Source organism: Luteimonas sp. MC1572, from assembly GCF_016615815.1.
Lineage (GTDB): Bacteria > Pseudomonadota > Gammaproteobacteria > Xanthomonadales > Xanthomonadaceae > Luteimonas.
In genome coordinates, this window is the sequence record NZ_CP067112.1 from 1,318,575 (window position 1) to 1,344,108 (window position 25,534).

Annotated in this window: 20 protein-coding genes; 12 read left to right on the forward strand and 8 right to left on the reverse strand. The window is 69.8% G+C overall.

Translation table 11 applies throughout. The features are described from left to right. The first annotated feature begins 22 nt into the window (after positions 1-22). From tgt to secF, 4 genes are all read left to right on the forward strand, one after another. Complete coding sequence (tgt, locus tag JGR64_RS05980; RefSeq protein ID WP_199372489.1) at positions 23-1,165, forward strand: tRNA guanosine(34) transglycosylase Tgt; 1,143 nt, start codon at positions 23-25, stop codon at positions 1,163-1,165. An 88-nt stretch (positions 1,166-1,253) separates the two neighbouring features. Beyond that, positions 1,254-1,604 carry a preprotein translocase subunit YajC gene (yajC, locus tag JGR64_RS05985; protein WP_182821537.1) on the forward strand — a complete coding sequence of 117 codons (351 nt, stop codon included), beginning with the start codon at positions 1,254-1,256 and terminating at the stop codon, positions 1,602-1,604. Between the two features lie 99 nt (positions 1,605-1,703). Continuing rightward, the gene (secD, locus tag JGR64_RS05990; RefSeq protein ID WP_199372490.1) at positions 1,704-3,566 is read left to right on the forward strand and encodes a protein translocase subunit SecD; all 1,863 of its coding nucleotides are present in this window, start codon (positions 1,704-1,706) and stop codon (positions 3,564-3,566) included. A 13-nt stretch (positions 3,567-3,579) separates the two neighbouring features. Continuing rightward, positions 3,580-4,545, forward strand: a complete 966-nt coding sequence (secF, locus tag JGR64_RS05995; RefSeq protein WP_199372491.1) for a protein translocase subunit SecF — start codon at positions 3,580-3,582, stop codon at positions 4,543-4,545. A gap of 483 nt (positions 4,546-5,028) precedes the next feature. On the opposite strand, the gene JGR64_RS06000 is transcribed toward secF, so the two are convergent. After that, positions 5,029-5,853: an inositol monophosphatase family protein gene (locus JGR64_RS06000; protein WP_199372492.1), complete on the reverse strand. Its 825-nt coding sequence runs from the start codon at positions 5,851-5,853 to the stop codon at positions 5,029-5,031. Between the two features lie 87 nt (positions 5,854-5,940). On the opposite strand from JGR64_RS06000, the gene JGR64_RS06005 reads away from it, so the two are divergent. From JGR64_RS06005 to JGR64_RS06015, 3 genes are all read left to right on the forward strand, one after another. Further along, positions 5,941-6,720, forward strand: a complete 780-nt coding sequence (locus JGR64_RS06005) for an RNA methyltransferase (RefSeq protein WP_199372493.1) — start codon at positions 5,941-5,943, stop codon at positions 6,718-6,720. An 80-nt stretch (positions 6,721-6,800) separates the two neighbouring features. Further along, positions 6,801-7,721: a phosphate/phosphite/phosphonate ABC transporter substrate-binding protein gene (locus JGR64_RS06010; protein ID WP_199373203.1), complete on the forward strand. Its 921-nt coding sequence runs from the start codon at positions 6,801-6,803 to the stop codon at positions 7,719-7,721. Continuing rightward, entirely contained in the window at positions 7,718-9,847 is a 2,130-nt protein-coding gene (locus JGR64_RS06015; RefSeq protein ID WP_199372494.1) for a GGDEF domain-containing phosphodiesterase, read from the forward strand. Before JGR64_RS06010 ends, JGR64_RS06015 begins: the two co-directional genes overlap by 4 nt. Before the next feature lie 4 nt (positions 9,848-9,851). On the opposite strand, the gene JGR64_RS06020 is transcribed toward JGR64_RS06015, so the two are convergent. Further along, entirely contained in the window at positions 9,852-10,502 is a 651-nt protein-coding gene (locus JGR64_RS06020) for an exopolysaccharide biosynthesis protein (protein WP_199372495.1), read from the reverse strand. Beyond that, positions 10,495-11,805: a hemolysin family protein gene (locus JGR64_RS06025; protein WP_199372496.1), complete on the reverse strand. Its 1,311-nt coding sequence runs from the start codon at positions 11,803-11,805 to the stop codon at positions 10,495-10,497. Before JGR64_RS06025 ends, JGR64_RS06020 begins: the two co-directional genes overlap by 8 nt. 276 nt (positions 11,806-12,081) lie before the next feature. Between JGR64_RS06025 and JGR64_RS06030 the strand changes: the two genes are divergently transcribed. Beyond that, positions 12,082-12,708, forward strand: coding sequence for a DUF47 family protein (locus JGR64_RS06030; protein WP_199372497.1), 627 nt, complete (start codon positions 12,082-12,084; stop codon positions 12,706-12,708). Between the two features lie 9 nt (positions 12,709-12,717). Beyond that, positions 12,718-13,830: an inorganic phosphate transporter gene (locus JGR64_RS06035; protein WP_199372498.1), complete on the forward strand. Its 1,113-nt coding sequence runs from the start codon at positions 12,718-12,720 to the stop codon at positions 13,828-13,830. Between the two features lie 30 nt (positions 13,831-13,860). Here JGR64_RS06035 and JGR64_RS06040 read toward each other — a convergent pair whose 3' ends face one another. After that, positions 13,861-14,271 (reverse strand): hypothetical protein, encoded by a 411-nt coding sequence (locus JGR64_RS06040; protein ID WP_182821513.1) that lies wholly within the window; start codon positions 14,269-14,271, stop codon positions 13,861-13,863. A gap of 41 nt (positions 14,272-14,312) precedes the next feature. On the opposite strand from JGR64_RS06040, the gene JGR64_RS06045 reads away from it, so the two are divergent. Then, entirely contained in the window at positions 14,313-14,645 is a 333-nt protein-coding gene (locus JGR64_RS06045; RefSeq protein WP_199372499.1) for an MGMT family protein, read from the forward strand. 64 nt (positions 14,646-14,709) lie between these two features. Then, positions 14,710-15,363: a rhomboid family intramembrane serine protease gene (locus JGR64_RS06050; protein WP_199372500.1), complete on the forward strand. Its 654-nt coding sequence runs from the start codon at positions 14,710-14,712 to the stop codon at positions 15,361-15,363. Between the two features lie 24 nt (positions 15,364-15,387). Here JGR64_RS06050 and JGR64_RS06055 read toward each other — a convergent pair whose 3' ends face one another. The 3 genes from JGR64_RS06055 to JGR64_RS06065 form a co-directional block, all read right to left on the reverse strand. Then, positions 15,388-17,394: a M13 family metallopeptidase gene (locus JGR64_RS06055; protein ID WP_199372501.1), complete on the reverse strand. Its 2,007-nt coding sequence runs from the start codon at positions 17,392-17,394 to the stop codon at positions 15,388-15,390. Positions 17,395-17,530: 136 nt separating this feature from the next. Then, the gene (locus tag JGR64_RS06060; protein ID WP_199373204.1) at positions 17,531-19,615 is read right to left on the reverse strand and encodes a M13-type metalloendopeptidase; all 2,085 of its coding nucleotides are present in this window, start codon (positions 19,613-19,615) and stop codon (positions 17,531-17,533) included. 133 nt (positions 19,616-19,748) lie between these two features. Beyond that, positions 19,749-21,620 carry a monovalent cation:proton antiporter-2 (CPA2) family protein gene (locus tag JGR64_RS06065; protein WP_199372502.1) on the reverse strand — a complete coding sequence of 624 codons (1,872 nt, stop codon included), beginning with the start codon at positions 21,618-21,620 and terminating at the stop codon, positions 19,749-19,751. A gap of 337 nt (positions 21,621-21,957) precedes the next feature. Here JGR64_RS06065 and JGR64_RS06070 point away from each other — a divergent pair, with 337 nt between their 5' ends. Beyond that, entirely contained in the window at positions 21,958-23,310 is a 1,353-nt protein-coding gene (locus tag JGR64_RS06070) for a DEAD/DEAH box helicase (RefSeq protein WP_199372503.1), read from the forward strand. 82 nt (positions 23,311-23,392) lie between these two features. On the opposite strand, the gene JGR64_RS06075 is transcribed toward JGR64_RS06070, so the two are convergent. Continuing rightward, positions 23,393-25,465 (reverse strand): bifunctional serine/threonine-protein kinase/formylglycine-generating enzyme family protein, encoded by a 2,073-nt coding sequence (locus JGR64_RS06075; RefSeq protein WP_199372504.1) that lies wholly within the window; start codon positions 25,463-25,465, stop codon positions 23,393-23,395. Positions 25,466-25,534: the final 69 nt, after the last annotated feature.

Consider the following 25,534-nt stretch of genomic DNA (forward strand, 5'->3'; position numbering starts at 1 on the left):
CCACGCGCCGGCAGCACCGTCCATGTCCCGCATGCAGTTCCAGTTGTCCGCCCGCGACGGCGGCGCCCGCCGCGGCCGCCTCACCTTCCCGCGTGGCGTGATCGAAACGCCGGCGTTCATGCCGGTCGGCACCTACGGCACGGTCAAGGGCCTGCTGCCGGAGCAGGTCAAGGCGCTGGGGGCGCAGATCATCCTTGGCAACACCTTCCACCTGTACCTGCGGCCGGGGCTGGAGGTGATCGAAGCGCACGGCGGCCTGCACGGCTTCATGCGCTGGGACGGGCCGATCCTCACCGACTCCGGCGGCTTCCAGGTGTTCTCGCTGGCGCACCGCCGCAAGATCACCGAAGCCGGCGTGACCTTCTCGGCGCCCACCGACGGCTCGAAGGTGTTTCTGGGGCCCGAGGAGTCGATGCACATCCAGAAGGTGCTCGGCTCCGACATCGTGATGATCTTCGACGAATGTCCGCCGGTGCACGTCGACGGAAAGCCGGTGGACGCCGGCGTGGTGGATCGCTCGATGGAGCTGTCGCTGCGCTGGGCCGAGCGCTCCCGGCGCGCCCACGAGGGCAACGACGCGGCGCTGTTCGGCATCGTCCAGGGCGGGGTGCACCACGACCTGCGCTCGCGGTCGGCGGAAGGGCTGAAGGTGATCGGCTTCGACGGCTACGCGATCGGCGGCCTGGCGGTGGGTGAGACCGAGGCCGAGCGCAACGCGATGCTCGAACACACCTGCCCGCAGCTGCCGGAAGACCATCCGCGCTACTTGATGGGCGTGGGCCGGCCCGAGGACCTGGTGGAAGCGGTGGCGCGCGGCGTCGACATGTTCGATTGCGTCATGCCAACCCGCAACGCGCGCAACGGCCATTACTTCACGTCCACCGGCACGGTGCGCATCCGCAACGCCCGCCATGACCGCGACAACGGGCCGATCGAGGAGGGCTGCGGTTGCCCGACCTGCGCCGGCGGCTACAGCCGCGCCTACCTGCGCCACCTGGACCGCTGCAACGAGATGCTCGGCCCGATCCTCGGCACCCTGCACAACCTCTGGTACTACCAGTCGCTGATGGCGGGGATGCGAGCGGCGATCGAGGCGGGAACCTTCCAGGCCTTCCGCGAGTCCTTCCATGCCGTACGCGCGGCCGCGGCCGCCCGGCCAGGCTGACCGCGCGGCCTGCATCAGGCGTTGAAAGCGCCCGCCGCCGGCCGCATGGCATACTTCCCCGCTGATTTCCGTCTTGATGGATGAACCCATGAGCCTGCCCAACCCGCTCGACCTGCTGATCGCCCCCGCCTATGCCCAGGCCGCCGCCCCGGCCGCGGCGCCGAGCATGCTCACCACCCTCGCGTTCCCGGTGATCCTGCTGCTGATCATGTACTTCCTGATGATCCGCCCGCAGATGAAGCGCGCCAAGGAGCATCGCGGCATGCTCGAGAAGCTCGCGGTCGGCGACGAAGTGATCACCAGCGGCGGCATCGCCGGCGTGGTGCGCAACATCGGCGACAGCTTCCTCACCGTCGAGATCGCCAACGGCGTCGAGATCCGCGTGCAGAAGGGTTCGGTCGGCAACGTCCTGCCCAAGGGCACGCTCAAGGCGGCCTGACCGCCGGAACACGCTCCCCCGAGCCCGGCGCGCGGTTCCGCCGCCGGGCCCCGACCATGTCGCTCCCGTCCGCGGGAAGACCTCCCGCAAGACGAAGCCATGCTTGAATTTCCCCGCTGGAAGTACGTCGTCATCCTCCTCGTGGTGCTGTTGAGCGCGCTGTACGCGCTGCCCAACATCTATCCGCAGGATCCCTCCGTGCAGATCACCGCCAACCGCGGCGCGACCATCGGCGCCGAGCTGCGCGGCAAGGTCGACGCCGCGCTGGCCGAGGCGGGGGTCACCGCGAAGGCGGTGGACACCGACGACAAGGAAATGATGGTGCGGCTGACCAGCCTGGCCGACCAGACCCTGGTGTCGGACGCGCTGCGTCCGGTGCTGGGCGAGGATTACATCGTCGCGCTGAACCTCGCGTCCACCGTGCCGGCCTGGCTCGAAGCCGTGGGCGCCAAGCCCATGCTGCTGGGCCTTGACCTGCAGGGTGGCGTGCATTTCGTGCTGCAGGTCGACCAGAAGGCGGCGCTGGACAAGCGCCTCGACGCCTACGCCGACGAGATCCGCGCGGTGCTGCGCGACAACCGCATCCGCTACGACTCGGTCGAGCGCACGGCCGGCGGCGTGACCGTCGCCAACCTCGCCGACGCCGCCGACGCCGACCGCGCCATGGGCCTGCTGGCCACCGCGCAGCCGACGCTGCTGCGCGAGGCGGTGGGCAAGCGCATCACCGTCCGCGTGCCCGACGTCGAGCTCAACCAGATCTCCACCGACGCGATCGACCAGAACATCACCACGCTGCGCAACCGCATCGACGAGATCGGCGTGGGCGACCCGGTGATCACCCGCCAGGGCGCCGACCGCGTGGTCGTGCAGCTGCCCGGCGTGCAGGACACCGCCGAGGCCAAGCGCATGATCGGCGCGACCGCCACGCTGGAATACCGCGCGGTGGTGGACGGCGACCCCTTCGACGCGGTCGCCAGCGGCAACGTGCCGCCCGAGGCGCGCGTGTACTACCGCCGCGACGTCGGCGTCGACGGCCGCCCGATCCCGGTGCTGCTCAACAAGCGCGTGATCGCCTCCGGCGAGCAGATGGTGACCGCGCAGTCGACCCTCGACGAGAACGGCATGCCGGCGGTGAGCGTGACGCTCAACAACCTCGGCGGCCAGCGCATGTTCGACTTCACCTCGATGAGCGTCGGCAAGCCGATGGCGGTGGTGTACATCGAGCGCATCCCGCAGCTGACCACCAACGCCGCCGGCGAGGAAGTGCGCAGTTTCCGGGTCAGCGAGGAAGTGATCTCGGTGGCCAACATCAACGGCGTGTTCGGCAAGCAGTTCCAGACCACGGGCCTCGAGAAGGCCGAGGCCGACGGCTTGGCGCGCCTGCTGCGTTCCGGTTCGCTGGCGGCACCGATGGACTTCATCGAGGAGCGCATCGTCGGCCCGAGCCTGGGCAAGGAGAACGTGGAGCGCGGCACCCAGGCGGTGATGTACGCCTTCGTGTTCACGCTGCTGTTCTTCGGCATCTACTACCGCATGTTCGGCCTGTTCACCTGTATCGCGCTGCTGCTCAACCTGCTGATGGTGGTGGCGGTGATGAGCCTGTTCGGCGCCACCATGTCGCTGCCGGGCTTCGCCGGGCTGGCGCTGTCGATCGGCATGTCGGTCGACGCCAACGTGCTCATCAACGAGCGCATACGCGAGGAGTTGCGTGCCGGGCTTCCAGCGAGGGCGGCGATCGCGACCGGCTACGACAAGGCCTCCGGCACCATCTTCGACTCCAACATGACCGCGCTGCTGGCCGGCATCGCGCTGTTCGCGTTCGGCACCGGGCCGCTGAAGGGCTTCGCGGTGACGATGGTGATCGGCATCCTGACCTCGGTGTTCACCGCGGTGACGGTGTCGCGCGGCATCGCCACGCTGGTCTACGGCGGCCGCAAGAAACTCACCACCCTGCCCATCTGACGGGAACACGACCATGACCATTTTCCCGTTGCGGCTCATCCCGGCCACCCCGAACATCGACTTCATGCGCCTGCGCTGGGTGTCGGTGCTGGTGTCGCTGGCGCTCACCATCGGTTCGATCGCGGCGATCGCCGGCATCGGCTTCAACTACGCGCTGGATTTCACGGGCGGCACCGTGGTGGAGCTGCGCTTCCAGCAGGCGGCCGACGTCGACGGCGTGCGCGAACGCCTGGAGGCGGCCGGCTACGCCAGCGCGCAGGTGCAGACCTACGGCAGCGGCAGCGACCTGCTGGTGCGCCTGCAGCCGCGCGACGGCGAGACCAGCGCCGACGCCAACGCGCGCACCGCCGAGGAAGTCCGTGCGGCGGCCTCCGCCGAGGGCAACCAGGCGACCATCCAGAGCAACGCGTTCGTGGGCCCGCAGGTGGGCCGCGAGCTGGCCTGGAACGGGCTGTACGCGCTGCTGTTCGTGGTGGTCGGCTTCCTGATCTACATCGGCTTCCGGTTCGAGTGGAAGTTCGCGGTCGCGGCCATCGTCACCACCTTGAACGACGTGCTGATCGTGGCCGGCTTCTTCGCGCTCACCGGGCGCGAGTTCGACCTCACCGTGCTGGCCGGCCTGCTGTCGGTGATGGGCTTCTCGATCAACGACACCATCGTGGTCTTCGACCGCGTGCGCGAGAACTTCCGCAGCATGCGCGCGCCGCCGCACGAGGTGCTGAACGCGTCGATCAACCAGACCCTGTCGCGCACCATCATCACCTCGGTGGCGGCGTTCCTGACGGTGTTCGCGCTGTACCTGTATGGCGGCGGTTCGCTGCAGGGCATGTCGTCGGCGATGATGATCGGCATCGTGTTCGGCACGCTGTCGTCGATCTTCGCGGCCTGCCCGCTGCTCACCATGGGCTTCCTGAAGGTCACCAAGCAGGACCTGCTGCCGAAGGCACGCGACGACGCGGAACTCGCACGCAGGCCGTGATCGCCCGCGACTCCTTGCCCCGGATTGCGGGGCAGGGTGCGAAGACAAAAAACCCCGCATCTCGCGGGGTTTTTTCTTCTGCGGTTTCCGGGGGGCGGTAGGGGCGTGGAGCGCCCGGTAGTGGCCGGGAGGCCTTCGCGGCTCATGTCCCCCGGATCCGCCTGCGGCGGATGCCTCCTCCTTTACTTCCCCGCGAACGCCTCCCGGCCACTTCGTGGCTCTGGGCTGGCTGCAGGTGCAGGAAGCATGCGCGTGCCCCCCCGGCTGTGGCCTTTGCTCCTCGAACCACCGCGTACTGCGGCGGACCGGGTGCCAAGGCCCTTGAGGGGGAAGTCAAGGAGGAGGCGATGGCCGCAAGGCCATCGCCGGGGGACATGAGCCCTCAAGGGCCTTGGCACCCGGCACCCGCGCCCAGCGCCACGCCCAGCGCCACGCCCAGCGCCACGCCCAGCGCCACGCCCAGCGCCACGCCCAGCGCCATGCTCAGAACGCGGCGGCGTAGCCCGAGGCTTCGATGGTCTTCTGCAGCGCGTCGGCCAGCTTGAGGTTTCCGGCCAGCACCTGGCGGCTCTGCATGGCGATGTGCATCGGGCCAAGCGCGGCGCCGCGGAAGTCGCTGACGCGGCCACCGGCCTCGCGGACCAGCAGGATGCCGGCGGCAACGTCCCAGACCTGTACGCCGGCCTCGAAGTAGCCGTCGGTGCGCCCGGCGGCCACGTACGCCAGGTCGAGCGCGGCGGAGCCCGTGCGGCGGATGTCCTCGGCCGTCGCCAGCACCTGGCGCATGCAGTCGAACTGCGCCGCCACGCGCGCGCGTTCGCGCGGCGCGAAGCCGGTGGTGATGGTGGCGCCGGTCAGGTCCTTGCGCTCGCCGATGCGGATGCGGTGGCCGTTGAGCTGCGCGCCGCTGCCGCGGCTGGCGGTGAACAGCTCGTTGCGCAGCGGGTCGAAGATCACCGCGTGCAGCGGCTCGGCACCCTCGCACAGCGCGATCGAGACGCACCAGTGCGGGAAGCCGCGCAGGTAGTTGCTGGTGCCGTCCAGCGGGTCGATGACCCAGGTGTAGCGGCTCGGCCCGCGGTTGCCTTTGATGGCCCCGCCTTCCTCGCCGAGCACGGCGTATTCGGGATAGGCGCGGCGCAGCTCCTTGATCACGGCGGCTTCGGCCAGTCCGTCGACCTCGCTGGCGTAGTCCATCCGTTCCTTCTCGACCACGTTGAGTGCGTCGAGCTTGTTCATGTTGCGCAGCAGGACGTTGCCGCCGGCGCGGGCCGCCTTGACCATGATGTTGACAGCAGGTTGTAGCATCGCGGGCAGGCTCCGGGCGCTTGGGATGGACAGCAGGGGGAAAGAACGGGCGGCTCGAGGCCGTCGCGCAGTTTACCATTCGCACCCATGAACATCGCGCAGCAAGGCGGCGAAATCCGCATCGTCCTCGTCGGGACCCAGCATCCGGGCAACATCGGCGCGGCTGCGCGGGCGATCAAGACCATGGGCCTGGAGCGCCTGGTGCTGGTGGCGCCGGAGCGCTATCCGCATGGCGATGCCATCGCGATGGCCGCGGGCGCGGACGACGTGCTGGACGCGGCGCGCATCGTCGGAAGCCTCGCCGAAGCGGTTGCCGACTGCGCGCTGGTGCTGGGCTGCACCGCGCGCAGCCGGCGCATCGCGCTGGAGGAGCTGGCGCCGCGCGCCGCTGCCGCGCGCCTGCACGGCGCCGCGGCATCCGGTGCACGGGTGGCGCTGGTATTCGGGCGCGAGCGCACCGGGCTCGACAACGACGAGCTGCAGCTGTGCCATGCGGCGGTGCATATCCCGGCCAATCCCGACTACAGCTCGCTCAACCTGGCCGCCGCGGTGCAGGTGCTGTCCTACGAACTGCGGATGGCGGCCCTGGCCGACGGCGGCCATGCCGTGGCCCTCGCGCCACAGGAGGAGCAGCGCGAGCCTCCAGCCAGCCACGCCGAGCTGGAGGGGTTCTTCGCCCAGCTTGGCGACACCCTCGATGCAATCGATTTCCACAAGGGCAGGGCACCGGAGTCGGCGTTGCGCAAGCTGCGACGCATCTTCCTGCGCTGTGCCCTGGACACGCGTGAGGTGCGCCTGCTGCGCGGCGTGCTGGCCGACGCCCAGCGCATGGCGCGGCTGGCATCGCCGCCCGGCCCCGGGGGATGATCGGCAGGTGCCAGTGGAGGTGATTTCCGCTAGGCTGCCAGGCTGCACCGCCACTGTGACGCGAGCCTCATTTGACCGCGATGTTCCGCCGACTGCGCCACCTGCCAGCCGCGATGGTCCTGTGCTTCCTCGCGTTGCTGCACACGGCGGCGGCGAGCGATGCCGGCGTGCTGGTCCTGGGACGCATCAGCGACGACCCCGCCGCGCACTACGACCAGCTCAAGCCGCTGCTTGATTACGTGGTGCCGCGGATGGCGGATGTGGGCATCCGCGAGGGGCGCATCCTGATGGCGCGCGACCTGAAGCAGATGGAGAGCTACCTGCGCCGTGGGCGCGTCGACTGGGTCACCGAGACCACGGCCAGCGCCCTGCAGCTGCAGACGCGCGCCGGCGCGGAGCCGCTGCTGCTCACCGAGCGCAGCGGCGTGAGCAGCTACCGCACCGTGTTCTTCGCGCGCCGCGACAGCGGCATCGACAGCCTTGACGACCTGCGCGGGCGCAGCATCGCCTTCCAGAACCTGAACTCCACCAGCGCCTACTACCTGCCGGCCATGGAGCTCATCAGTCGCGGCCTGCCCATGGAGATCCTGCTGTCGCCGGGCGATCGCCCGGCGCAAGGCTCGGTGGGCTACCTGTTCGCGCGCTCGGAGCTCAACATCGCCACCTGGGTGCACAAGCGGCTGGTCGATGCCGGCGCGCTCAGCAATCTCGACTGGGACAGCGCGCAGCGCATGCCGGCCAGCTACCGGGGCGACCTGGTGGTGTTCCATGTCACCCCCGAGTTCCCGCGCGCGCTGGAGATGGCCCGCGGCGACATGGATCCTGCGGTCAAGGCACGCCTGCGCGAGGTGCTGGCCGCCGCAGCGAACGATCCGGATGCCAGCGAGGCACTGCTGCGCTTCTTCAACACCACCCGGTTCCTGCCGATGGACGCCGCGACCGCGCGTTCGCTCGACCTGCTGCGTGCCGGCGTGTCGCGTGTCGGGGCGAAGATCGAATGAGGCTGCGCGACGGGTTGCATGCACGCTTCCTGGCCGCGGTGGTGGTTGCGCTGCTGGTCGTGCTGGGTGTGGTCGCACTGGTCCTTCATCGCCAGGACGTGATGCGCCAGGAGGTGCTGGCGCTGAGCGAGGAGTCGATGCACGCGCTGGCCTTCGACCGGCTGGCCGAACGCGGAGAGGCCGCCGTGGTGCAGCTGGCGGCGAGCCTGGTCAACCCGCTGTACTACTTCGACCTGGACCAGATCGGCGCGCTGCTGCGCGCGGTGATGAAACAGCCCGATGTCGCCTATGCCGTGGTCTACGACAACACGGGCGCGGTGATCCACGATGGATCGGGCGACATCGCCACGTTCGGTCAGGTGATGGACGACGCGCTTGCCTACGAGGCCATCGCCGGCACCGGTCCGCACGTGCAGTCCAGCGACAGCGTCCTCGATGTGTCGACGCCGGTGCGGCTTGGCGACCAGCGCCTCGGTGGCTTGCGCATCGGTTATTCGGTGGCGTCGGTGGCCAAGGACGAAGCGCGCGCGGTGCAGGGCATGAGCGCGCGGCTGAGCGAGATCGGGCGCCGCCATGCCGGCTGGATCGCCGCGTTGATGGCGGCGCTGGTCGTGTTCGGCGGCGGTATCAGCTTCCTGTTGCAGCGCACGCTGGTGCGCCCGATCAGGCAGCTGGCCGACGCCGCGCGCGAGATCGAAGCCGGCAATTTCGCCGCAGCCATCCCCAGGGATGGTCGGCGCGACGAGCTCGGCGACCTGATGCGCGCCTTCGGGCGCATGGGCGACAGCATCGTGCGCCATGACCGCGAGATGCGGCGCATGGCCTACACCGATGCGCTGACCGGGCTGTCGAACCGGCTGGCGTTCCGCGAGGTGCTCGATCGCCGGTTGATGGAGCTGCACGGCGCCAGTCGCCAGCTGGCGCTGCTGTTCGCCGACATCGACGACTTCAAGCGCATCAACGACACCCTCGGCCACGACGCCGGCGACGAGGTGCTGGTGCAGTTCTCGACGCGCATCCAGGAGGCGGTGGAGCGCCACGGCGGCGCGGGCGCGCACCTCGCGCGTTTCGGCGGCGACGAGTTCGTGGTGCTGATCGAATCCGATGCGCTGGCCCCGGGCGGCATCCGCACCGCGGCCAGCCGGCTGGCGGAGACGCTGGTGGCGGAGCTGAGCCGTCCGATCCTGGTGCGCGGCCGTCAGGTGTTCCTGGGGACGTCGATCGGCATCACCCTGTTCCCCGACGACGCGGTCGGCGCCAGCATGCTGATGAAGAACGGCGACATCGCGATGTACCAGGCCAAGGTGGCCGGCAAGAACTGCTACCGCTTCTACAGCCGCGCGATGGACCAGGCGGTCGAGCGCCGCGTGCGCATGGAACAGGACCTGCGCGGCGCGTGGGAGCGCGGTGAGCTGAGCATCGCCTACCAGCCCGTGTTCCGGCTCGAGGACACCAGGCTGGTCGGCGCCGAAGCGCTGCTGCGCTGGCACCATCCGGAGCACGGCATGGTTGCCCCGTCGGTGTTCATCGACGTCGCCGAGCAGAGCGGACTGATCGAGGTCATCGGCCCGCAGGTGCTGCGCGCGGCCTGCCAGGACGCGGTGCGCTGGCGACGTGACTTCCCGGGCCAAGAGCTGTTCGTCTCGGTCAACGTATCGGCGCGGCAGCTGCGCACCGGCGACCTCGCCGGACAGGTCGAGCGGGTGCTGGAGGAAACCGGCCTGCCAGCCGGCTGCCTGCACGTCGAACTGACCGAGACCGCGGTGATCGGCGACGAACTGCGGGTCAGCAGCCTGCTGTCACGGCTGCGCACCGCCGGGGTGAAGGTCTGGCTTGACGATTTCGGCACCGGCTTCTCCGGCCTGAGCCACCTGCGGCGGGTGCCGGTGGATGGCGTGAAGATCGACCGCAGCTTCATCGCCGACGTACTGCGCGATCCGGACGACCTGGCGCTCACCACCGCGATCATCGCCATGGCGCACTCGCTCGGCATCACCGTGGTCGCCGAGGGCGTCGAAAAGGAAGGCCAGTTCAACGTGCTGCGCGAGCGCGGCTGCGATCTTGCGCAGGGCTACTGGCTGGGCTATCCGATGACGGTGCACGACTTCCGCCGCCTGCTGGCCTGAGGCGTCAGAAGAGCCGGTCGATCCATTCCGTGGCCAATGCCGCGAGCGTGCCGCCGGTCACGCCGAAGATCACGATGGCCGCCAGGCCGGCGCCCCACGACACCAGCAGCAGCACGCCATCGCGTTCCAGCAGCGCCAGCGCGTACGCCAGCAGCAACACGCCGAACACGTAGTTGGTGAACGGAATCGGCAACGCCAGCAGCACGCCCAGCAGCACCAGCAGCACGCCGGTGAACATGGTGGCCGCGCGATGGTCGATCAGTCCCGCCAGGCGCGGCCGGACCAGATGTTCGAGGCGCGCCAGCCAGGGCGAGATCCTGTGCTCGAAGCGCGCCAGGGTGCCGCGCCTGGGACCGCGCCTGGCAACGAAGCCGGGCAGCCAGGGGCGACGCAGGCCAAGCAGGAGCTGCAGCCCGACCAGGCTCACCAGCGGCCCGCTGAGCGCGCCGGCCAGGCCGGGAATGGGCAGGAACGCCGGCAGCGTGGCGATGAACAGCAGCATCCCGAACATGCTGCGGCCAAGGCCATCAAGAAGCGTGCGCAGCGGCAGCGCCTCGTCTTCCGGCCCGGCCACCAGTGTCGCAAGGAGGGTGCGCACGCTGGCCTGTGGCGGCTTCGCGTGCGTCCTGCGCCCCGTGCCGTCGTGGTCAGCCATCGCCGACCGGACTGGCGGCGTCGGTGCGCTGCAGCAGGAGCTTGTCCACGCGCGGGCCATCGAGGTCGACCACCTCCATGCGCCACACACCCCATTCGAAATGTTCGCCCGCGTTGGGGATGCGCCCGAAGTGGGCGATGGTCATGCCGGCTGCGGTGTTGTAGTCGTGTTCGTCCTCGTTGGGCAGCGGCCCTCCGCCCAGCAGTTCGCGCAGCGAGTCGGCGCCGAGCGCGCCATCGACCAGCCACGAGCCGTCCTCGCGCTCGACCACCAGCGGGTGCGAGTCGGCACCTTCGCCGCTGGAGGTGCGGCCGATGACGGCTTCGAGCACGTCGTTGACGCTGATGATGCCGGTGACGTCGCCGTACTCGTCCACCACCAGTGCCAGCGACTGCTGGCCCTCGCGCAGGATCTCCACCAGCTTCAGCGCCGGCGTGGACTCGGACACGAACAGCGGTTCGCGCATGTCCTTGAACAGGTCGAACTCGCCCGTGTCGATGCGGTCGATCAGTGACTTGACCTCCAGCACGCCGACCACGTCGCTGTCGTCGCGGCGATACACCGGGTAACGCGAGAACGGGGTGGCGCGCATGATCGCCAGGTTGTCCTCGAAGCTCTTGGCGGCATCGAGCCAGGCGATGCGGGTGCGCGGCGTCATCAGGCTCTCCGCGAAACGGTCGCCGAGCCGCAGCACGCGGTTCATCATGTTGCGCTCGTCGGCGTCGATCACGCCCTGCTCGTGGCCTTCGCTGACCAGCATGCGGATCTCCTCTTCCGAGATCGCGTTGCGGTTGTCGTCGCGGATGCCCAGCACGCGCAGCACCAGGCGGTTGATCGCGCCCAGCGTGGCCACCACCGGCTTGGCGGCGGTTGCCAGCGCCTGCAACGGCAGCGCCACCGCGATCGAAATGCCCTCCGCATTGGTCAGCGCCAGGCGCTTGGGGATCAGCTCGCCGAAGATGACCGAGCCGGCGGTGATCAGCCCGACCGCCGTCCCGATGCCGATCGGGCGCGCGTACTCGCTGGCCGTCGGGAACACGTCGGCAAGCCAGCTGGCGATCATCTGCCCGATCGCTTCCCCGCCGAACACGCCGGTGAGCACGCCGATCAGGGTGATGCCGATCTGCACCGTGGACAGCAGGTTGTCGGGGTGCTCGGCCAGCTTGAGCGCGGCGCGTGCGCCGCGGCTGGTCTCGGACAGCTGCCGCAGCCGTGACGTGCGTGCGGTGACCAGCGCCATCTCCGACATCGCGAAGAAGCCGTTCAGCGCGATCAGCGCCATGACGATCAGGAGTTGGAGCACGGCGGCGGATCCTGTCGTCGGCAAGCGGCGGGGCGCGGGCCCCCGTGGCGTGTCGGCAGCGCGGCAGGCACGGGGGCCTGGCGGCGCTGCGGCGGTCTGGATTCGCTTTCCATCGGGTTCCGGGGGAGGGGGCGCGCGGTGCGCGGGGCGATCATAACAGGCGCGACGACAGCAGCCCGACACGGGAAATGCCGGGCGCAACGGTCTTTAAACAGTCATAATTCGCCGCCCGCGACGCCGGGTGTATCCCATTCGACTGCGACGAGGCAGCGCGCCATGTTTTCCCTGCAGACCATGTTCGGCCAAGGCAACCAGTTCTACACGCTGCTCGAGGAAGCGGCAAAAGCCGCCCTGGACGCGGCCCGCGCCCTGCACCAGATGTTGAAGGAAGCCGACCGGCAGCCGGCCCTGGATGCCTTCAAGCTGGCCCGCCTGCGCGAGCGCGAAGCCTCTGAAAAGATCAGCCAGGCGCTGGTGGACAGCTTCATCACCCCGATCGAGCGAGAGGACATCGAGGCGCTGGGTTCGGCGCTGTACAAGATTCCCAAGCAGATCGAGAAGTTCGCCGACCGCTACTCGATGGCCACCCAGCACCTGGAGCACATCGACTTCGCGCCGCGCGCGGCGATGCTGGAGCAGGCCGCCGTCGTGGTGCTGAAGATGGTCCAGCAGCTGCGCCACCTGAAGCTCGAGCCGATGAAGTCGCTCAACGACGAGCTGCGCGCGCTGGAGAACGAGGCCGACCGGCTGATGCTCGAGCTGTACCGCGACATCTACTCCGGCAAGCTCGATGCGCGGCAGATGTTCCTGCTCAAGGAGTTCTTCGAGATCCTCGAGAAAGCCATCGACCGCTGCCGCGAGGCCGGCGTGGTCGCGTTCGGCATCGTGCTGAAGAACAGCTGAGGCCGCGCCATGCTCGCCCTCGTGATGACCGTGGTCGTGGTGGCGCTCGCGTTCGAGTACATCAACGGCTTCCACGACACCGCCAACTCGATCGCCACCGTGGTCGCCACCAAGGTGCTGTCGCCGATGCAGGCGGTCGGCATGGCGGCGGGCATGAACCTGATCGGCGCGCTCGCCGGCACCGCGGTCGCCAAGACCATCTCCTCGGGGCTGATCGACGCCGGCGTGGTCGACGTCGGTTCGCAGCTGATCCTGTGCGCGCTGCTCGGCGGCATCGTCTGGAACCTGATCACATGGTGGTGGGGCCTGCCGTCGTCGTCGTCGCACGCGCTTATCGGCGGGCTGATGGGCGCAGCACTGGCCGCGGCCTCCAACAATTTCGACAGCATCATCTGGTCGCAGCCGGCGGAGCCGCTCTACCAGAGCGCCGGCGTGCTGTGGAAGGTGATCGTGCCGATGGTGAGTTCGCCGGTGCTGGGGTTCGCGGCGGGCTTCCTGTTGATGGGGGTGCTGTTCTTCACCATATCCATGATGGCGCGCAGTGGCGGCTGGCTGGCGCGCATCGCCCGGCCGCGCTGGGTGAACGGCTTCTTCGGCAAGGCGCAGATCGTCAGCGCCGCCGGCATGGGCTTCGCGCACGGCATGAACGATGCGCAGAAGACCATGGGCATCATCGCCCTGGCGCTGGTCAGTGCGCAGTCGGCCGGCACCCTGGATTCGCTGCCCGCGTGGCTGGCCTTCCTGCACCCCTCGGACGCGGCGCTGGCAGAGGGTGACATCGACACCTGGATCAAGATCAGCTGCGCGCTGGTGATGGCCGCGGGCACCGCTGCGGGCGGCTGGCGGATCATCAAGACGCTGGGCCACAAGCTGGTCAAGCTGCACCCGATCCACGGCTTCGCGGCCGAGACCAGCGCGGCCTCGGTGATCCTGGCGGCGTCGTCGCTGGGCATCCCGGTGTCGACCACGCACAACATCTCGTCGGCGATCATGGGCGTGGGCACCGCCAAGCGGCTCAATGCCATCAAGTGGTCGGTGGTGCACAAGATGCTGTGGGCGTGGATCCTGACCATCCCGATGTCGGGTGGCATCGCCTACCTGCTGTTCAAGCTGTTTGCCTGAGGGGCGTGACCGCCGGCACCCGGCGGTCTGTCAGAGCAGGTCGCCGTCGGCGCCGAGCGCGCGCTCCAGGCGGTCGCCCATGCCGCCGATCTCCAGCACCAGGCGGCCGAGCTCGGCCGCGTCCAGGCTCTCGTACGGGCGGTTCTCGCACAGCTGCAGGTAGGGCACGCCGTCGAGTTCGCCGATCGCGAGGTAGCCGACGCGCGTGCCCCAGTTGAAGGACAGCGCGCGGCGCGCATCGATGCCGGTGATCGGTGCGACGGCGGTGCTGGCGCGCAGGTAGCAGCGGCCATCGTCGTCGTGCAGTTCGGAAAGGAAGATCGCCTGGTGGCGACGGCCGGCGTCGAGCGACAGCTCCACGCAGAGCACGTAGGGCTCCTGCATGGTCACCTTGAACCCGTTGCCGGCAACGTGGCGGCGGACCTGTTCGAAGTTCTGCATGGCGGGGACCGGGGGAAGGACGTGCTGGCTATGCTAGCGCAATGGACGCGCCGACCGCTGCCGAACTGATCCTTGCCGCCGTGCGCGCGATCCCCGCGGGCGAGGTGGCGGGATATGGCGAGGTGGCGCGCCGCGCTGGCCTGCCGGGGCGTGCGCGGCTCGCTGCGCGCGTGCTGGCCGGCAACGACGATCCGCGCCTGCCCTGGCATCGCGTGCTGCGCAGCGACGGGCGTATCGCGTTCCCGCGCGACTCCGCGCAGTGGATCGAGCAGGCGAGGCGCTTGCGCGCCGAAGGCGTCGCGGTAGTGGAGGGCAGGGTGCGCATGCCGCGCGCGGCACGCTCGCTCGACGCCGACATCTGGGGCCCGGCGTGAGCGCCACGACCGGATCGCGTGTGCGCAACCGTTATCATGGAGTCTGTCCGTGCAAGGATCGGGAATGCTCAACAACCTGCCGCCCGTCACCAAGGGGCTGTTGATCGCCAACGCCGGTGTGTTCCTGCTGCAGTCGGTGCTGGGCAGCGTGGCGTTCGCACCGCTGATGCTGTGGCCGCTGGGCACCAATGCCTTCGACCTGATGGCCGGCGCGCACACGTTCCAGCCCTGGCAGCTGCTGACCTATGGCTTCCTGCACGGCAACCTGGCGCACCTGCTGTTCAACATGCTGGCGCTGGTGATGTTCGGCGCACAGCTCGAATACACCTGGGGCCAGAAGCGCTTCCTGACCTACTTCCTGGTGTGCGTGGCGGGCGCGGGGCTGTGCCAGCTCGGGGTGGTGAGCTGGGCGGTGTCGCAGGGCAGTGGCGCGTTCCCCACGGTGGGCGCGTCGGGCGGCGTGTTCGGGCTGCTGCTGGCCTACGGCATGCTGTTCCCGAACCAGCGGGTGATGCTGCTGATCCCGCCGATCCCGATGAAGGCACGCACGCTGGTGCTGGTCTACGGCGCGATCGAACTGCTGATGGGCATCACCGGCACGCAGTCCGGGGTGGCGCATTTCGCGCACCTCGGCGGCATGCTGTTCGGCTGGCTGCTGATCCGCAACTGGCGCGGCCAGCCGCCGTTCAAGCGGCGCGCGCCCACGCGACGGTTCTGAATACCCGTCGCGTGGCTGGCGCGGTCAGCGCCAGAGCGAGACCCGTTCCTCGTCCTTGCGGCGCATGGCGTCGCCGGCCTTGCAGGCGAACAGCTCGCTGAAGGCCGGCTGGTTGGCCAGCGGACCGTTGGCGCGCCACTTGCCCGGCGCATGCGATTCGCTGGCCGCCTGCTGTTCGGCGAAGGCGGCCGACGGCTGCTGGCGCCACAGCCCGGCCCATGCGGCGTAGAACGCCTGCCTGCCGTCCTTTTCCAGCGCCGGCTGCGCGTGCTGCAGCGCATCCCAGGCCAGCTCGACCGCGGCCAGGTCGGCGGCATTCTCGTCGCGGGTCAGCGTGGCGTTGACCTTGCGGCCTGCGAGGTTGGGGACGTCGTAAGCACCGTACTGCGCCGACAGGCGGTTGAGGCGGTCGCTCCACGCGGCGTTGGTGCCGGGCGTCCACCAGTCGCGCACGGTGCCGGAGGCGTCGAGCATGCGGCCCTTGCCGTCGATCGCGTGGCTCAACTCATGCGCCACCAGGGCGCCCAAGGTGCCGTAATGCGCGGCGCCGTCACGGGACATGTCCAGCACCGGTGCCTGCAGCACGGCGGCGGAAATGACCAGCCGGTTGTGGGCAGCGTCGTAGGCCAGCGCGGGTTGGTGCGGCTGCACCCCCCAGCGGCGCTGGGCGTTGCCGCGACCGATGCGCTTCATTTCCTCGCGGTGGTGCCAGGTGGACGCGATCAGCATGTTGCCGCCGAAGCTGCCACGGCCCATCGGCTGCACGGTGTAGTCGACGTCGCGACGCGGCGCACCGACTTCGATCTTGAGCGCAGCGAGCTTCTTGCCGGCCTCGGCCTTGGTGGCGTCGTCCATCCAGGCGTTGCGGTCGAGCGAGCGGACGAGGGCATCGCGGACTTCGCCGGCAATGGTTTCGGCACGCGTGCGGCTGGCCTCGGGCAGGTAGCGGCCGACGTACTCGCGCGCCACCATCTGTCCGGCGGCGTGGTTGATCGCCGCCAGCGTGAGCAGCTCGCGGCTGGGCTGCTGGGTCTCGCCGCGCAGCACGCGGCCGCGGAAGTCGAATTCGGCGTCGCGGAACCCCTTCGACAGGTACGGCGCCATGGCGTCGCCGACCTGGAAGCGCAGGTAGGTCTTCCACTGCGCCGGCTTCAGGCTGCCGACCAGGCCGTCAAGCGCCGCGAACAGCTCGGGGTTGGCGATCGACACGCTGTCGTCGGTGACGCCCTGGGCGGTCAGGAAGGCATCCAGCTGCAGGCGCTTGTAGCTCTTGCCGAGCGTGTCGGTGGCGACCAGCGCGTAGTTCCGGCGCGGATCGCGCAGCGAGGGGATGGGCCTGGAGGCGCGCGCGATGCGGGTCTCCAGGTCGATCACCTGCTGCGCTTCGGCGGCCAGGTCCTTCTCGGCGGTGCCGGTGAGGGCGAGGATCTTCTGCACGTAGTTGTTGTAGCGGCCGAGCAGCGCGCGCGCGTCGGCGTCCTCGCGGGTGTAATAGGCCGGGTCGGGCAGGCCGGTGCCGCCCTGCGCGAAGTAGCCGACGTGGCGCTCGAGATCGGCCAGGTCGACGTCGGCGCTGAAGTTGAACGCCACCGGGATCCCCACCTGGTGCAGCGCGGCGATCGACGGCGGGATGTCCTTGGCGCGCTTGATGCCGTTGATGCGGTCGAGCAGCGGTGCGATCGGGTTGGCGCCATCGGCTTCCACCGCGGCTTCGTCCAGCCCGCTGGCCCAGAAATCGCCGAGCAGCTTCTGCACGTTGCCCTGCGGTGCGGTCATCGCGGTCGACAGCAGTTCGCGCTGCTGCTCGAGCACGCGCTGCTGCAGTTCGCCGAAGGCCGAGATCGTGCCGGTCGCCGGCACCGGCGTGGCGGCCAGCCAGTCCTTGTTGGTGAAGGCGTAGAAATCACCGCAGGCGGTCGGGCCGGCCGGCGCCTTGGCGGCGCGGCGGCGCTGTGCGTCGGCGTCGGGGGCGGCGAGGCCAAGCAGCAGGCTGGCGGCGAGGGCAAGGACGAGCGGCTTGTGCTTCGGCATCTGAAGGTCCAGCAGTGGGATCGCGGCAGTCTACCAAGCCGTGCAGGGCAGGCCATGAACTCCGCTCGCAGCCCCGCAAACGCGGAAGGCCCGGCGTTTGCCGGGCCTTCCTTCACGCATTGCTCGCGTCAGGCGCTTACCAGATGACGACCTGGTCCTTGCCGCTGCGCACCATCGGCTGGCCCGGCTTGCACGAGTACGCGGCGGCGAACGAACCAAGGTTCGACGGCGCACCGATGGCGCGGAAGTTGGCCGGCGCATGCGGGTCGGTGTTCAGGCGCACCGCCAGCTCCTGGTCGGTGAAGTTGCGGCGCCACACCGTGGCCCAGTTGGCGAAGAAGCGCTGGTCGCGCGTCAGGCCATCGGTGCCGGCATCGGTCGTGCCGTCGGTCGCCTTCTTCATCGCGTCGTAGGCCACCGCCAGGCCGCCGAGGTCGGCAATGTTCTCGCCGAGCGTCAGCTTGCCGTTGACCTTCTTGCCCGGCACCGCCTCGTAGCCGTCGAACTGCGCCACGAGCTGGTCGGTGAGCTTCTTGAAGCCGCTGGCATCCGCCTCGCTCCACCAGTTCTCGAAGTTGCCGGTGGGACCGAAGCGGCTGCCCTGGTCGTCATAGCCGTGGATCATCTCGTGGCCGATCACCGCGCCGATGCCGCCGTAGTTCATCTCCGCCGGCGCCGCCGGGTCGAAGAACGGCGGCTGCAGGATCGCCGCCGGGAACACGATCTCGTTCTGCAGCGGGTTGTAGTAGGCGTTGACCATCTGCGGCGGCATGCCCCATTCGGTCTTGTCCACGGGCTTGCCGATCTTGGACAGGTTCCACTTGTAGTTGAACTCGTTGGCGGCCAGCACGTTGCCGATGTAGCTGTCGCGGCCGGTGGTCAGGCCGTTCCAGTCACGCCACTTGTCCGGGTAGCCGATCTTGGGCGTGAAGCTGGCCCACTTCTCCATGGCCTTGGCCTTGGTCTCGTCCGACATCCAGGCCAGGTTCTCGATGCGCAGCTTCAGCGCGTCGCTCAGGTTCTTGACCAGGGTCTCCATCTGCGCCTTGGATTCGGCCGGGAACGCCACCTTCACGTACATCTGGCCCAGCGCCTCGCCGGCCTGCGTCTCGATGACATCGAGCACGCGCTTGCCGCGCTCCTTCATTTCCTTCTGGCCGCGCAGCACCTGGCTGTAGAAGTTGAAGTGTTCCTGCGCGAACGCGTCGGACAGGTAGGGCGACGCGCCGTCGACCGCGTGGAAGCGCAGGTAGGCCTGCCACTGCGCCGGCGGCACGTCGGCCAGCATCTTGCTGATCTCGGCGTGGAACGCCGGGATCGCCAGCGAGAACGTCGCCGGCGTGGCCACGCCCTGCGACTCGAAGAACGGCGCCCACGGGAAGTTCGGGGTCAGCTTGTCGGCGTCGGCGATGCTCACCGGGTTGTAGTACAGCGACACGTCGCGCGACATCTCCTCGCTCGACTTGGACGGCTTGGCGAGGCGGGTTTCAAACGCGATCACGTCCTTCGCCTGGGCCTGCGCATCGGCGGCGGCAACGCCTGACAGCTCCAGCACCTTGGCGATGTGCTGCTGGTAGGCGTCGAGCTTGTCCTTCTTGTCGGCGTCGAAGTAATAGCCACGGTCCGGGAGGCCCAGGCCGCCCTGCATGGCGTAGGCCATGTTCATGTCGGACTTCTTGAAGTCCGCCTCGGCCCCGAAGCCGAACAGGGTGTTCTGGCCCTTGGCCGCGCTGGTGCGCAGGTAGCCGACGATCTTGTCCTGGCTGTCGAGCGCGGCGATCGCATCCAGCTCGCCCTGGATCGGGGCGATGCCCTGGGCGTTGATTTTCTCCGCGTCCATGCCGGTGGACCAGAAGTTGCCGACGATGGCCTCCACGCCGCCGGCGCCGGGCATGGCCGCGGCCTGCTCGGCCAGCTGGCGCTGCACGGCCTGCGAGCGTTCGTCGAGCATCTCGAACGCGCCCCACGAGGTGCGGTCGCCCGGGATCGGGTTGGCGGCAAGCCAGGTGCCGTTGACGTGCCCGCCGAAGTCGACGCAGGCCTCGACCGACGGATCAAGGTCCGAGGCCTTGAAGCTGTTGACACCGGGAAGCTTGGATTCATCGAGCGTCAGCGCGGCGGGCGCCGGCGCGGCGTCGGGGGTTGCGGTGGTTGCGACCGGGGCGGCCGCCTCGCGCTGGCACGCGGCGAGCGCGACGGTGACCGCCAGCGACAGCAGCAGGATCTGGGGCGTGGATTTGGACTTGTGGCTCACGGTGTGCTCCGCCCGACTGGGCATGGGAAAGGGCGCGGCCCCTATCCGGGCCGACGCGCAACTTTACGCCTCGCCGGCGTGGCGGAAAGGGTGTCGGAGGTCATGGCGTGGGCGCGCCATCGGTCTCCTCGGCCTCGGGTGCCTGCGCGCCTGGGCCCGCCTCGCCCTCCGGGTTCAGCACCTGCGCCTGGCGGCGCGGTGTGGTGAGCGGCGTGGGCTTGGGCCCGGCGCCGGTGTTGGTGCGCATCATGCCGATGCCGGCGCCGATGCCGGCCGAGAGCTCCAGCTGGAAGCGCTCGGCCTCGAGGCGGCGGACTTCGGCGGTGACGCGCGCCGCCTCGGCCGGATCCACGTCGAGCTGGCGCAGCGCCGCCTCGCCGAACTGCACCGCGGATTCAAAGGTCTCGCGCACCGAATAGTCGACGCCCGCGATGGCGAGCTGCAGGGCGTGCACGCGGTCGTAGGCGCGCACCAGCAGGCGCGCCTGCGGGAACGCGTTGCGCGCCAGCGCGGCGATGCGGTCGGCCGCGCCCTGGTCGTCGACGCAGACCGCGATCGCGCGCGCGCTGCCGGCGCCCGAGGCACGCAGCACGTCGAGGCGGGTGCCATCGCCGTAGTAGACCTTGAAGCCGAAGCCCGCCGCGTTGCGGATCATGTCGACGTCGCTGTCGATGATGGTCACGTCGATGTCGCGCGCCAGCAGCGACTGGCTGACCACCTGCCCGAAGCGGCCGAAGCCGATGATCAGCACGCTGCCGCTCTGGCCGGAGGCGGCATCGATGCCGTCCAGCGACGCGTTCGCGGCCCGCGTCCCGCGCCGGACCAGCAGCACCGCGAGCGGGGTGAGGGCCATCGACAGGACCACGATCGCAGTCAGGCTGTCGTTGGCGCCGCCGCCGATGATCCCGGCGGATTCGCCGGCGGCGAACAGCACGAACGCGAACTCGCCGCCCTGCGCCATCAGCACGGCGCGGTCCAGGGCGTTGGCGTGGCTGCTGCGCATGAACCGAGCCACAAGGTAGATGCACAGCGCCTTGGCCAGCATCATCGCCGGCACCGCGAGCGCCACCAGGCGCCAGTCCGCGGCCACCGCCGCCAGGTCGAGCGACATGCCCACGGCGAGGAAGAACAGGCCGAGCAGCAGGCCGCGGAACGGCTCGATGTCGGCCTCGAGCTCGTGGCGGAAGGTGGACTCCGACAGCAGCACGCCCGCCAGGAACGCGCCCATGGCCATCGACAGCCCGCCCATCTCCATCAGCAGCGCCGCGCCCAGCACCACCAGCAGGGCGGCTGCGGTCATCAGTTCGCGCGCACGCGACGCCGCCAGCAGGCGGAACAGCGGGTTGAGCAGGTACAGCCCGGCGACCACCAGGGCGACCAGCGCGGCGACCGCCATGGCCACCGATGCCAGCCGCGAAGCGCCGCCAGCGGCCTCGGGCAGCGGCGACATGAACGCCACCAGCGCCAGCAGGGGCACGATCAGCAGGTCCTCGAACAGCAGGATCGACACCATTTTCTGCCCGCGCGGGGTGGCGATGTCGCCGCGCTCGGCGAGCACCTGCATCACGATCGCGGTGGACGTCAGCACGAAGCCGGCCGCGCCGATCAACGCCACCGGCGTGGGCAGCCCGAGCAGCAGGCCGACGCCGGCCAGCGCGGCGGCACAGCTCGCGATCTGCAGCGGCCCGAGCCCGAAGATCTGCCGGCGCAGGCTCCACAGGTGCGAGGGGCGCATCTCCAGGCCGACCACGAACAGGAACATCACCACGCCGAGTTCGGCGACGTGCAGGATCGCCGCGGGCCTCACGAACCAGCCGAACCCGAACGGGCCGATCACCATGCCCGCCGCCAGGTAGCCCAGTACCGAGCCCAGTCCGAACCGGCGGAACAGCGGCACGGCGATCACCGCCGCGCCGAGCAGCGCCACCACGGGGACGAGTTGCGAGGTGTCGGTGGCGGCGTCCAGCGGCATCGGTTCAGCGCGCGTGTGGCGTCCGGAGGCGGGTCGGCCGAGTATGCGCGCGCGCCGCGCCGGCGTCGTGCCATGAACCGGACAGGCTGTCCGCGCCGCCGCCTGCCACGGACAGCGCATTCATGCCGTATGATGCCCGGGTTGGCGCACGGCAGTCCGTATCTCCGGTCATTGCCAAGCCGCGGCCGCCCCAGGGCGACACCACGGCCTCTTTTACTCCCGCACGTCTTTCGTAGCGCAGACACGGCCCGGTCCCTCCGGTCGCCGTCAAAAATTGATTGCCCGCCGCGCGGATCACGGAAATCGCCGGGCGAACTGTCGAACCAGGAGTTGTTCCATGACGTCCGATATCCGGACTTTCGAGAGCCTTGGGCTCTCGCAAGGCCTGCTGCGCGCGCTTGCCGCCAGCGGCTACACCCAGCCCACCCCGATCCAGGAACAGGCCATCCCGCTGATCCTCGCCGGCCATGACGTGCTCGGCGCGGCCCAGACCGGCACCGGCAAGACCGCCGCCTTCGGCCTGCCGCTGCTGCAGCGCCTGGGCAAGGAAACCCCCGCCCGTGGCCCGCGCAAGCCGCGCGCGCTGGTGCTGGTGCCGACCCGCGAGCTCGCGGTGCAGGTGGCCGAGAGCATCAAGGAATACGGCCACCACATGAAGCTCAACGTCACCACGATCTTCGGTGGCGCCGGCATGCAGCCGCAGATCGACAACCTGCGCCGCGGCGTGGACATCCTCGTCGCCTGCCCGGGTCGCCTGCTGGACCACATGCAGTCCGGCCACGCCAAGCTCGACGCGGTCGAGATGCTGATCCTCGACGAAGCCGACCGCATGCTCGACATGGGCTTCCTGCCGTCGATCAAGCGCGTGCTTGCGCGCGTGCCCAAGGAGCGCCAGACGCTGCTGTTCTCGGCCACGTTCGAGGCGCGCATCAAGGCGCTGGCGCTGGAATTCATGCGTGATCCGCGCCAGGTCGAGGTGGCCGCGCAGAACACCATTGCCGACACCATCGTGCACCGCGCCCACCCGGTCGACTCGGCCGCCAAGCGCGACCTGCTGGTCGACATCCTGTCCAAGCGCCACACCGAGCAGGTGCTGATCTTCGGCAAGACCAAGCACGGCTGCAATCGCCTGGCCGAACAGCTGGAGAAGTCCGGCCTGCCGTCGGTGGCGATCCATGGCAACAAGAGCCAGGCGCAGCGGCAGAAGGCGCTCGACGCGTTCAAGTCCGGACGTGCCCGCATCCTGGTGGCGACCGACGTCGCCGCCCGCGGCCTGGACATCCCGAACCTGCCGCTGGTGATCAACCACGACCTGCCGATGGTGGCCGAGGACTACGTGCACCGCATCGGCCGCACCGGCCGCGCCGGCGCGACGGGCGAGGCGCTGTCGCTGGTGTCACCCGAAGAGGGCGCGCTGCTGCGTGACATCCAGAAGATGCTGAAGGCCGAGATCGAGATGGTGGTGGTGCCCGGCTTCGAGCCGAGCCGCCCGATCCGCCTCGACGCGCCGAGGCCGCCGAACGGTGGCCGTGGCGGGCGCCCGGCGGGCGACCAGCGTCCGGCGCGGCCCTCGGCGCATCGTGGCCATGGCAAGGCGCAGCCGCGCAGTGCGCAGCCGCACGCCGGACCGCAGGTCCCCGGCAGCCGCGGCCGCGGCCCGGGTGCGGGCAGGCGCGACACGCGCGCCTGATTCACGCCGAGGCAACCGCTTCGACGCCACCGGGCAGCCGCCCGGTGGCGTTTTCATTTGTGGGCCCGTATTTCCGCCGCGGTCAAAGGTCGCGGACGAGCCGGAATCCGACGTCGTCGTAGCCGCGGCCACCCTCGCGCCTGTCGCCGGCATCCTCCCGCCAGCTGCCGCCGCTGGTCACGCGGTACTCGCAGCTGCCGCTGCAATCGACGTTCCACTCGGCGACCGCGCGCGATCCCCCCGCGGTCGCGGGCAGGCGTCGCCATTCCGATGAGGTGGGCAGGCGGTACGAACGGCCGTCGCGCTTGCCGATCCAGTGGGCATACGCGGATGCGTCGTCCCAGGACACGCAGACAACAGCGTCGCCCGCGCCCTGGTCGAATCCGGGGCTGCGCCAGTTGCGCGGCGCCATCACGCGCAGCAGCGAGGCCCGCTCGCGGCAGCGCGCCGGTTCGCGGCCGGTCGCCGACGCGAATTCGGTGTAGTCGGCGCGGCTGACCGCACGGCGCATCGCCGCCAGGCGCATCCCGCCCTGCTGCACCAGGACCGTATCAATGCTTCCGCCTTCGATCCGCTCGCCGGCCAGCGGGATCTTGCGCGCGCGCGTGTCGAGCGCCGCCAGTGCACGCGCCTCAAGGCCCATCCGGCGGCCTGACTCCACGGCCGCCAGCGCGGCAGTGCGGTCGTAGTCGGAAGCTGCGGAGTCGACACGGGTCGAAATGGCCTTGCGCGCGCGTTCACGCAGGGCCACCAGCGCCGGGCCGTCGGAACGCGCGGTGCGCGACGCCAGCTGGGTCGCCTGCATGACGCTGCGGCGGGCACCTGCATCGTCGCCGCCGAGGATCTCGCGCTCGGCCTCGCGGGCGAGCGCGGCGATCAGCGCATCCGCGGAGGCGGCGATCTTGAGGTGGCCGCTGTCGGCCTGCCAGGCGTTGAGGACACTGGTGTAGGCGTTGTCGCCGGCGGGCGCGGTGAGTTTGTGTTCGCGCAGCTGTCGGTCCGCCGCGACCAGCCAGGTTTCGGCGTCGGACTCGGGGGCCGCGCGCAGCAGCGCGTCGTCGGGGTTGCCGGGCATGGCATTCCGGTTCGCGGCGTCGATGCCCGTGGCGAGGGGGCCGATGCCCGCCGTCGCGGAGATCGCCGCGGCATCGCCGTTGTCGCCGGCGCGATAGAACGCCTGCTGCCCGCCGCTCTCGCGCGTGGCCAGGCCGATCCCCGCGGCGACGACCAGCCCCGCGACCAGCCAGACCATGGCGGGCAGCGCGCGCAGGCGCTTGCCCAGCTCATGGCCGACGTCCGCAGGTCCGCGCCCGCTGCGCTCGACCACCTTGTCCAGCGCGGCGAGCATCTGTGTGGCATCGCTGAAGCGCCGATCCGGCGATTTCGACAGGGCGCGGTCGATGAACCCCTGCCAGTGGCGCAGTTGGCGCGGCAGGCGGGGGATCGGGTCCTGGACGTGCATGACCGCCATCGACAGGGCATCGGGCGCGTTGTACGGCAGCGACCCGACCAGCATCTCCCAGGCCAGCACGCCAACGCTGTAGAGGTCGGCGCGGGCATCCACCGCTTCACCGCGCGCCTGCTCCGGCGGCATGTAGGCGGTACTGCCCACGGCCAGGCCCGCGGTGGTGACGCGTGACCCGTAGCCGCGGCGCAGGGCGATGCCGAAATCGGCCAGCTGCGGCCGGTCGGTGTCGTCGAACAGCACGTTTTCGGCCTTGACGTCGCGATGCACGATGCCGCGTGCGTGGGCATGGCGCAGCGCGTCCAGCAGCGCCTGCAGGATGGCGCGCACTTGGGGTTCCTTGCCGCGCAGGTCGCGCTGGCCGAGGTGGCCGTGGGCCATGTGCGGCATCGAGTAGTAGGGCAGGCCCTCGCTGGTCCTGCCGACGTCGTGGATGCCGACGATGTTGGGGTGGTCCAGGCGGGCAACGGTGCGCGCTTCGTTCTCGAAGCGGCGGCGGCTGACCTCGTCGGTCAGCGCGTCGGGCAGCATGACCTTGATCGCCACCTCGCGGCCCAGCGAGCGCTGCTCCCCGAGGTAGACGGTGGACATGCCGCCCGCGCCGAGCACGCGCGTGAGTCGATAGCCGGATATCTCCGGCATCGGCATTGGCATCGGCGCATGTACGCCGTGATCATTGGCTTGCGACATCAGGCCCCCCTGTGGCACCAGCGAGGATACCGGCTGCGTGTCAGGCGCGCATGAAGCGCGATGCGACCC

Bases quoted from the DNA above. Each gene is read 5' to 3' on its own strand.
- tgt (WP_199372489.1), top strand. From the start codon at position 23: ATGTCCCGCATGCAGTTCCAGTTGTCCGCCCGCGACGGCGGCGCCCGC.
- yajC (WP_182821537.1), top strand. From the start codon at position 1,254: ATGAGCCTGCCCAACCCGCTCGACCTGCTGATCGCCCCCGCCTATGCC.
- secD (WP_199372490.1), top strand. From the start codon at position 1,704: ATGCTTGAATTTCCCCGCTGGAAGTACGTCGTCATCCTCCTCGTGGTG.
- secF (WP_199372491.1), top strand. From the start codon at position 3,580: ATGACCATTTTCCCGTTGCGGCTCATCCCGGCCACCCCGAACATCGAC.
- JGR64_RS06000 (WP_199372492.1), bottom strand. From the start codon at position 5,853: ATGCTACAACCTGCTGTCAACATCATGGTCAAGGCGGCCCGCGCCGGC.
- JGR64_RS06005 (WP_199372493.1), top strand. From the start codon at position 5,941: ATGAACATCGCGCAGCAAGGCGGCGAAATCCGCATCGTCCTCGTCGGG.
- JGR64_RS06010 (WP_199373203.1), top strand. From the start codon at position 6,801: ATGTTCCGCCGACTGCGCCACCTGCCAGCCGCGATGGTCCTGTGCTTC.
- JGR64_RS06015 (WP_199372494.1), top strand. From the start codon at position 7,718: ATGAGGCTGCGCGACGGGTTGCATGCACGCTTCCTGGCCGCGGTGGTG.
- JGR64_RS06020 (WP_199372495.1), bottom strand. From the start codon at position 10,502: ATGGCTGACCACGACGGCACGGGGCGCAGGACGCACGCGAAGCCGCCA.
- JGR64_RS06030 (WP_199372497.1), top strand. From the start codon at position 12,082: ATGTTTTCCCTGCAGACCATGTTCGGCCAAGGCAACCAGTTCTACACG.
- JGR64_RS06035 (WP_199372498.1), top strand. From the start codon at position 12,718: ATGCTCGCCCTCGTGATGACCGTGGTCGTGGTGGCGCTCGCGTTCGAG.
- JGR64_RS06040 (WP_182821513.1), bottom strand. From the start codon at position 14,271: ATGCAGAACTTCGAACAGGTCCGCCGCCACGTTGCCGGCAACGGGTTC.
- JGR64_RS06045 (WP_199372499.1), top strand. From the start codon at position 14,313: ATGGACGCGCCGACCGCTGCCGAACTGATCCTTGCCGCCGTGCGCGCG.
- JGR64_RS06050 (WP_199372500.1), top strand. From the start codon at position 14,710: ATGCTCAACAACCTGCCGCCCGTCACCAAGGGGCTGTTGATCGCCAAC.
- JGR64_RS06055 (WP_199372501.1), bottom strand. From the start codon at position 17,394: ATGCCGAAGCACAAGCCGCTCGTCCTTGCCCTCGCCGCCAGCCTGCTG.
- JGR64_RS06065 (WP_199372502.1), bottom strand. From the start codon at position 21,620: ATGCCGCTGGACGCCGCCACCGACACCTCGCAACTCGTCCCCGTGGTG.
- JGR64_RS06070 (WP_199372503.1), top strand. From the start codon at position 21,958: ATGACGTCCGATATCCGGACTTTCGAGAGCCTTGGGCTCTCGCAAGGC.
- JGR64_RS06075 (WP_199372504.1), bottom strand. From the start codon at position 25,465: ATGTCGCAAGCCAATGATCACGGCGTACATGCGCCGATGCCAATGCCG.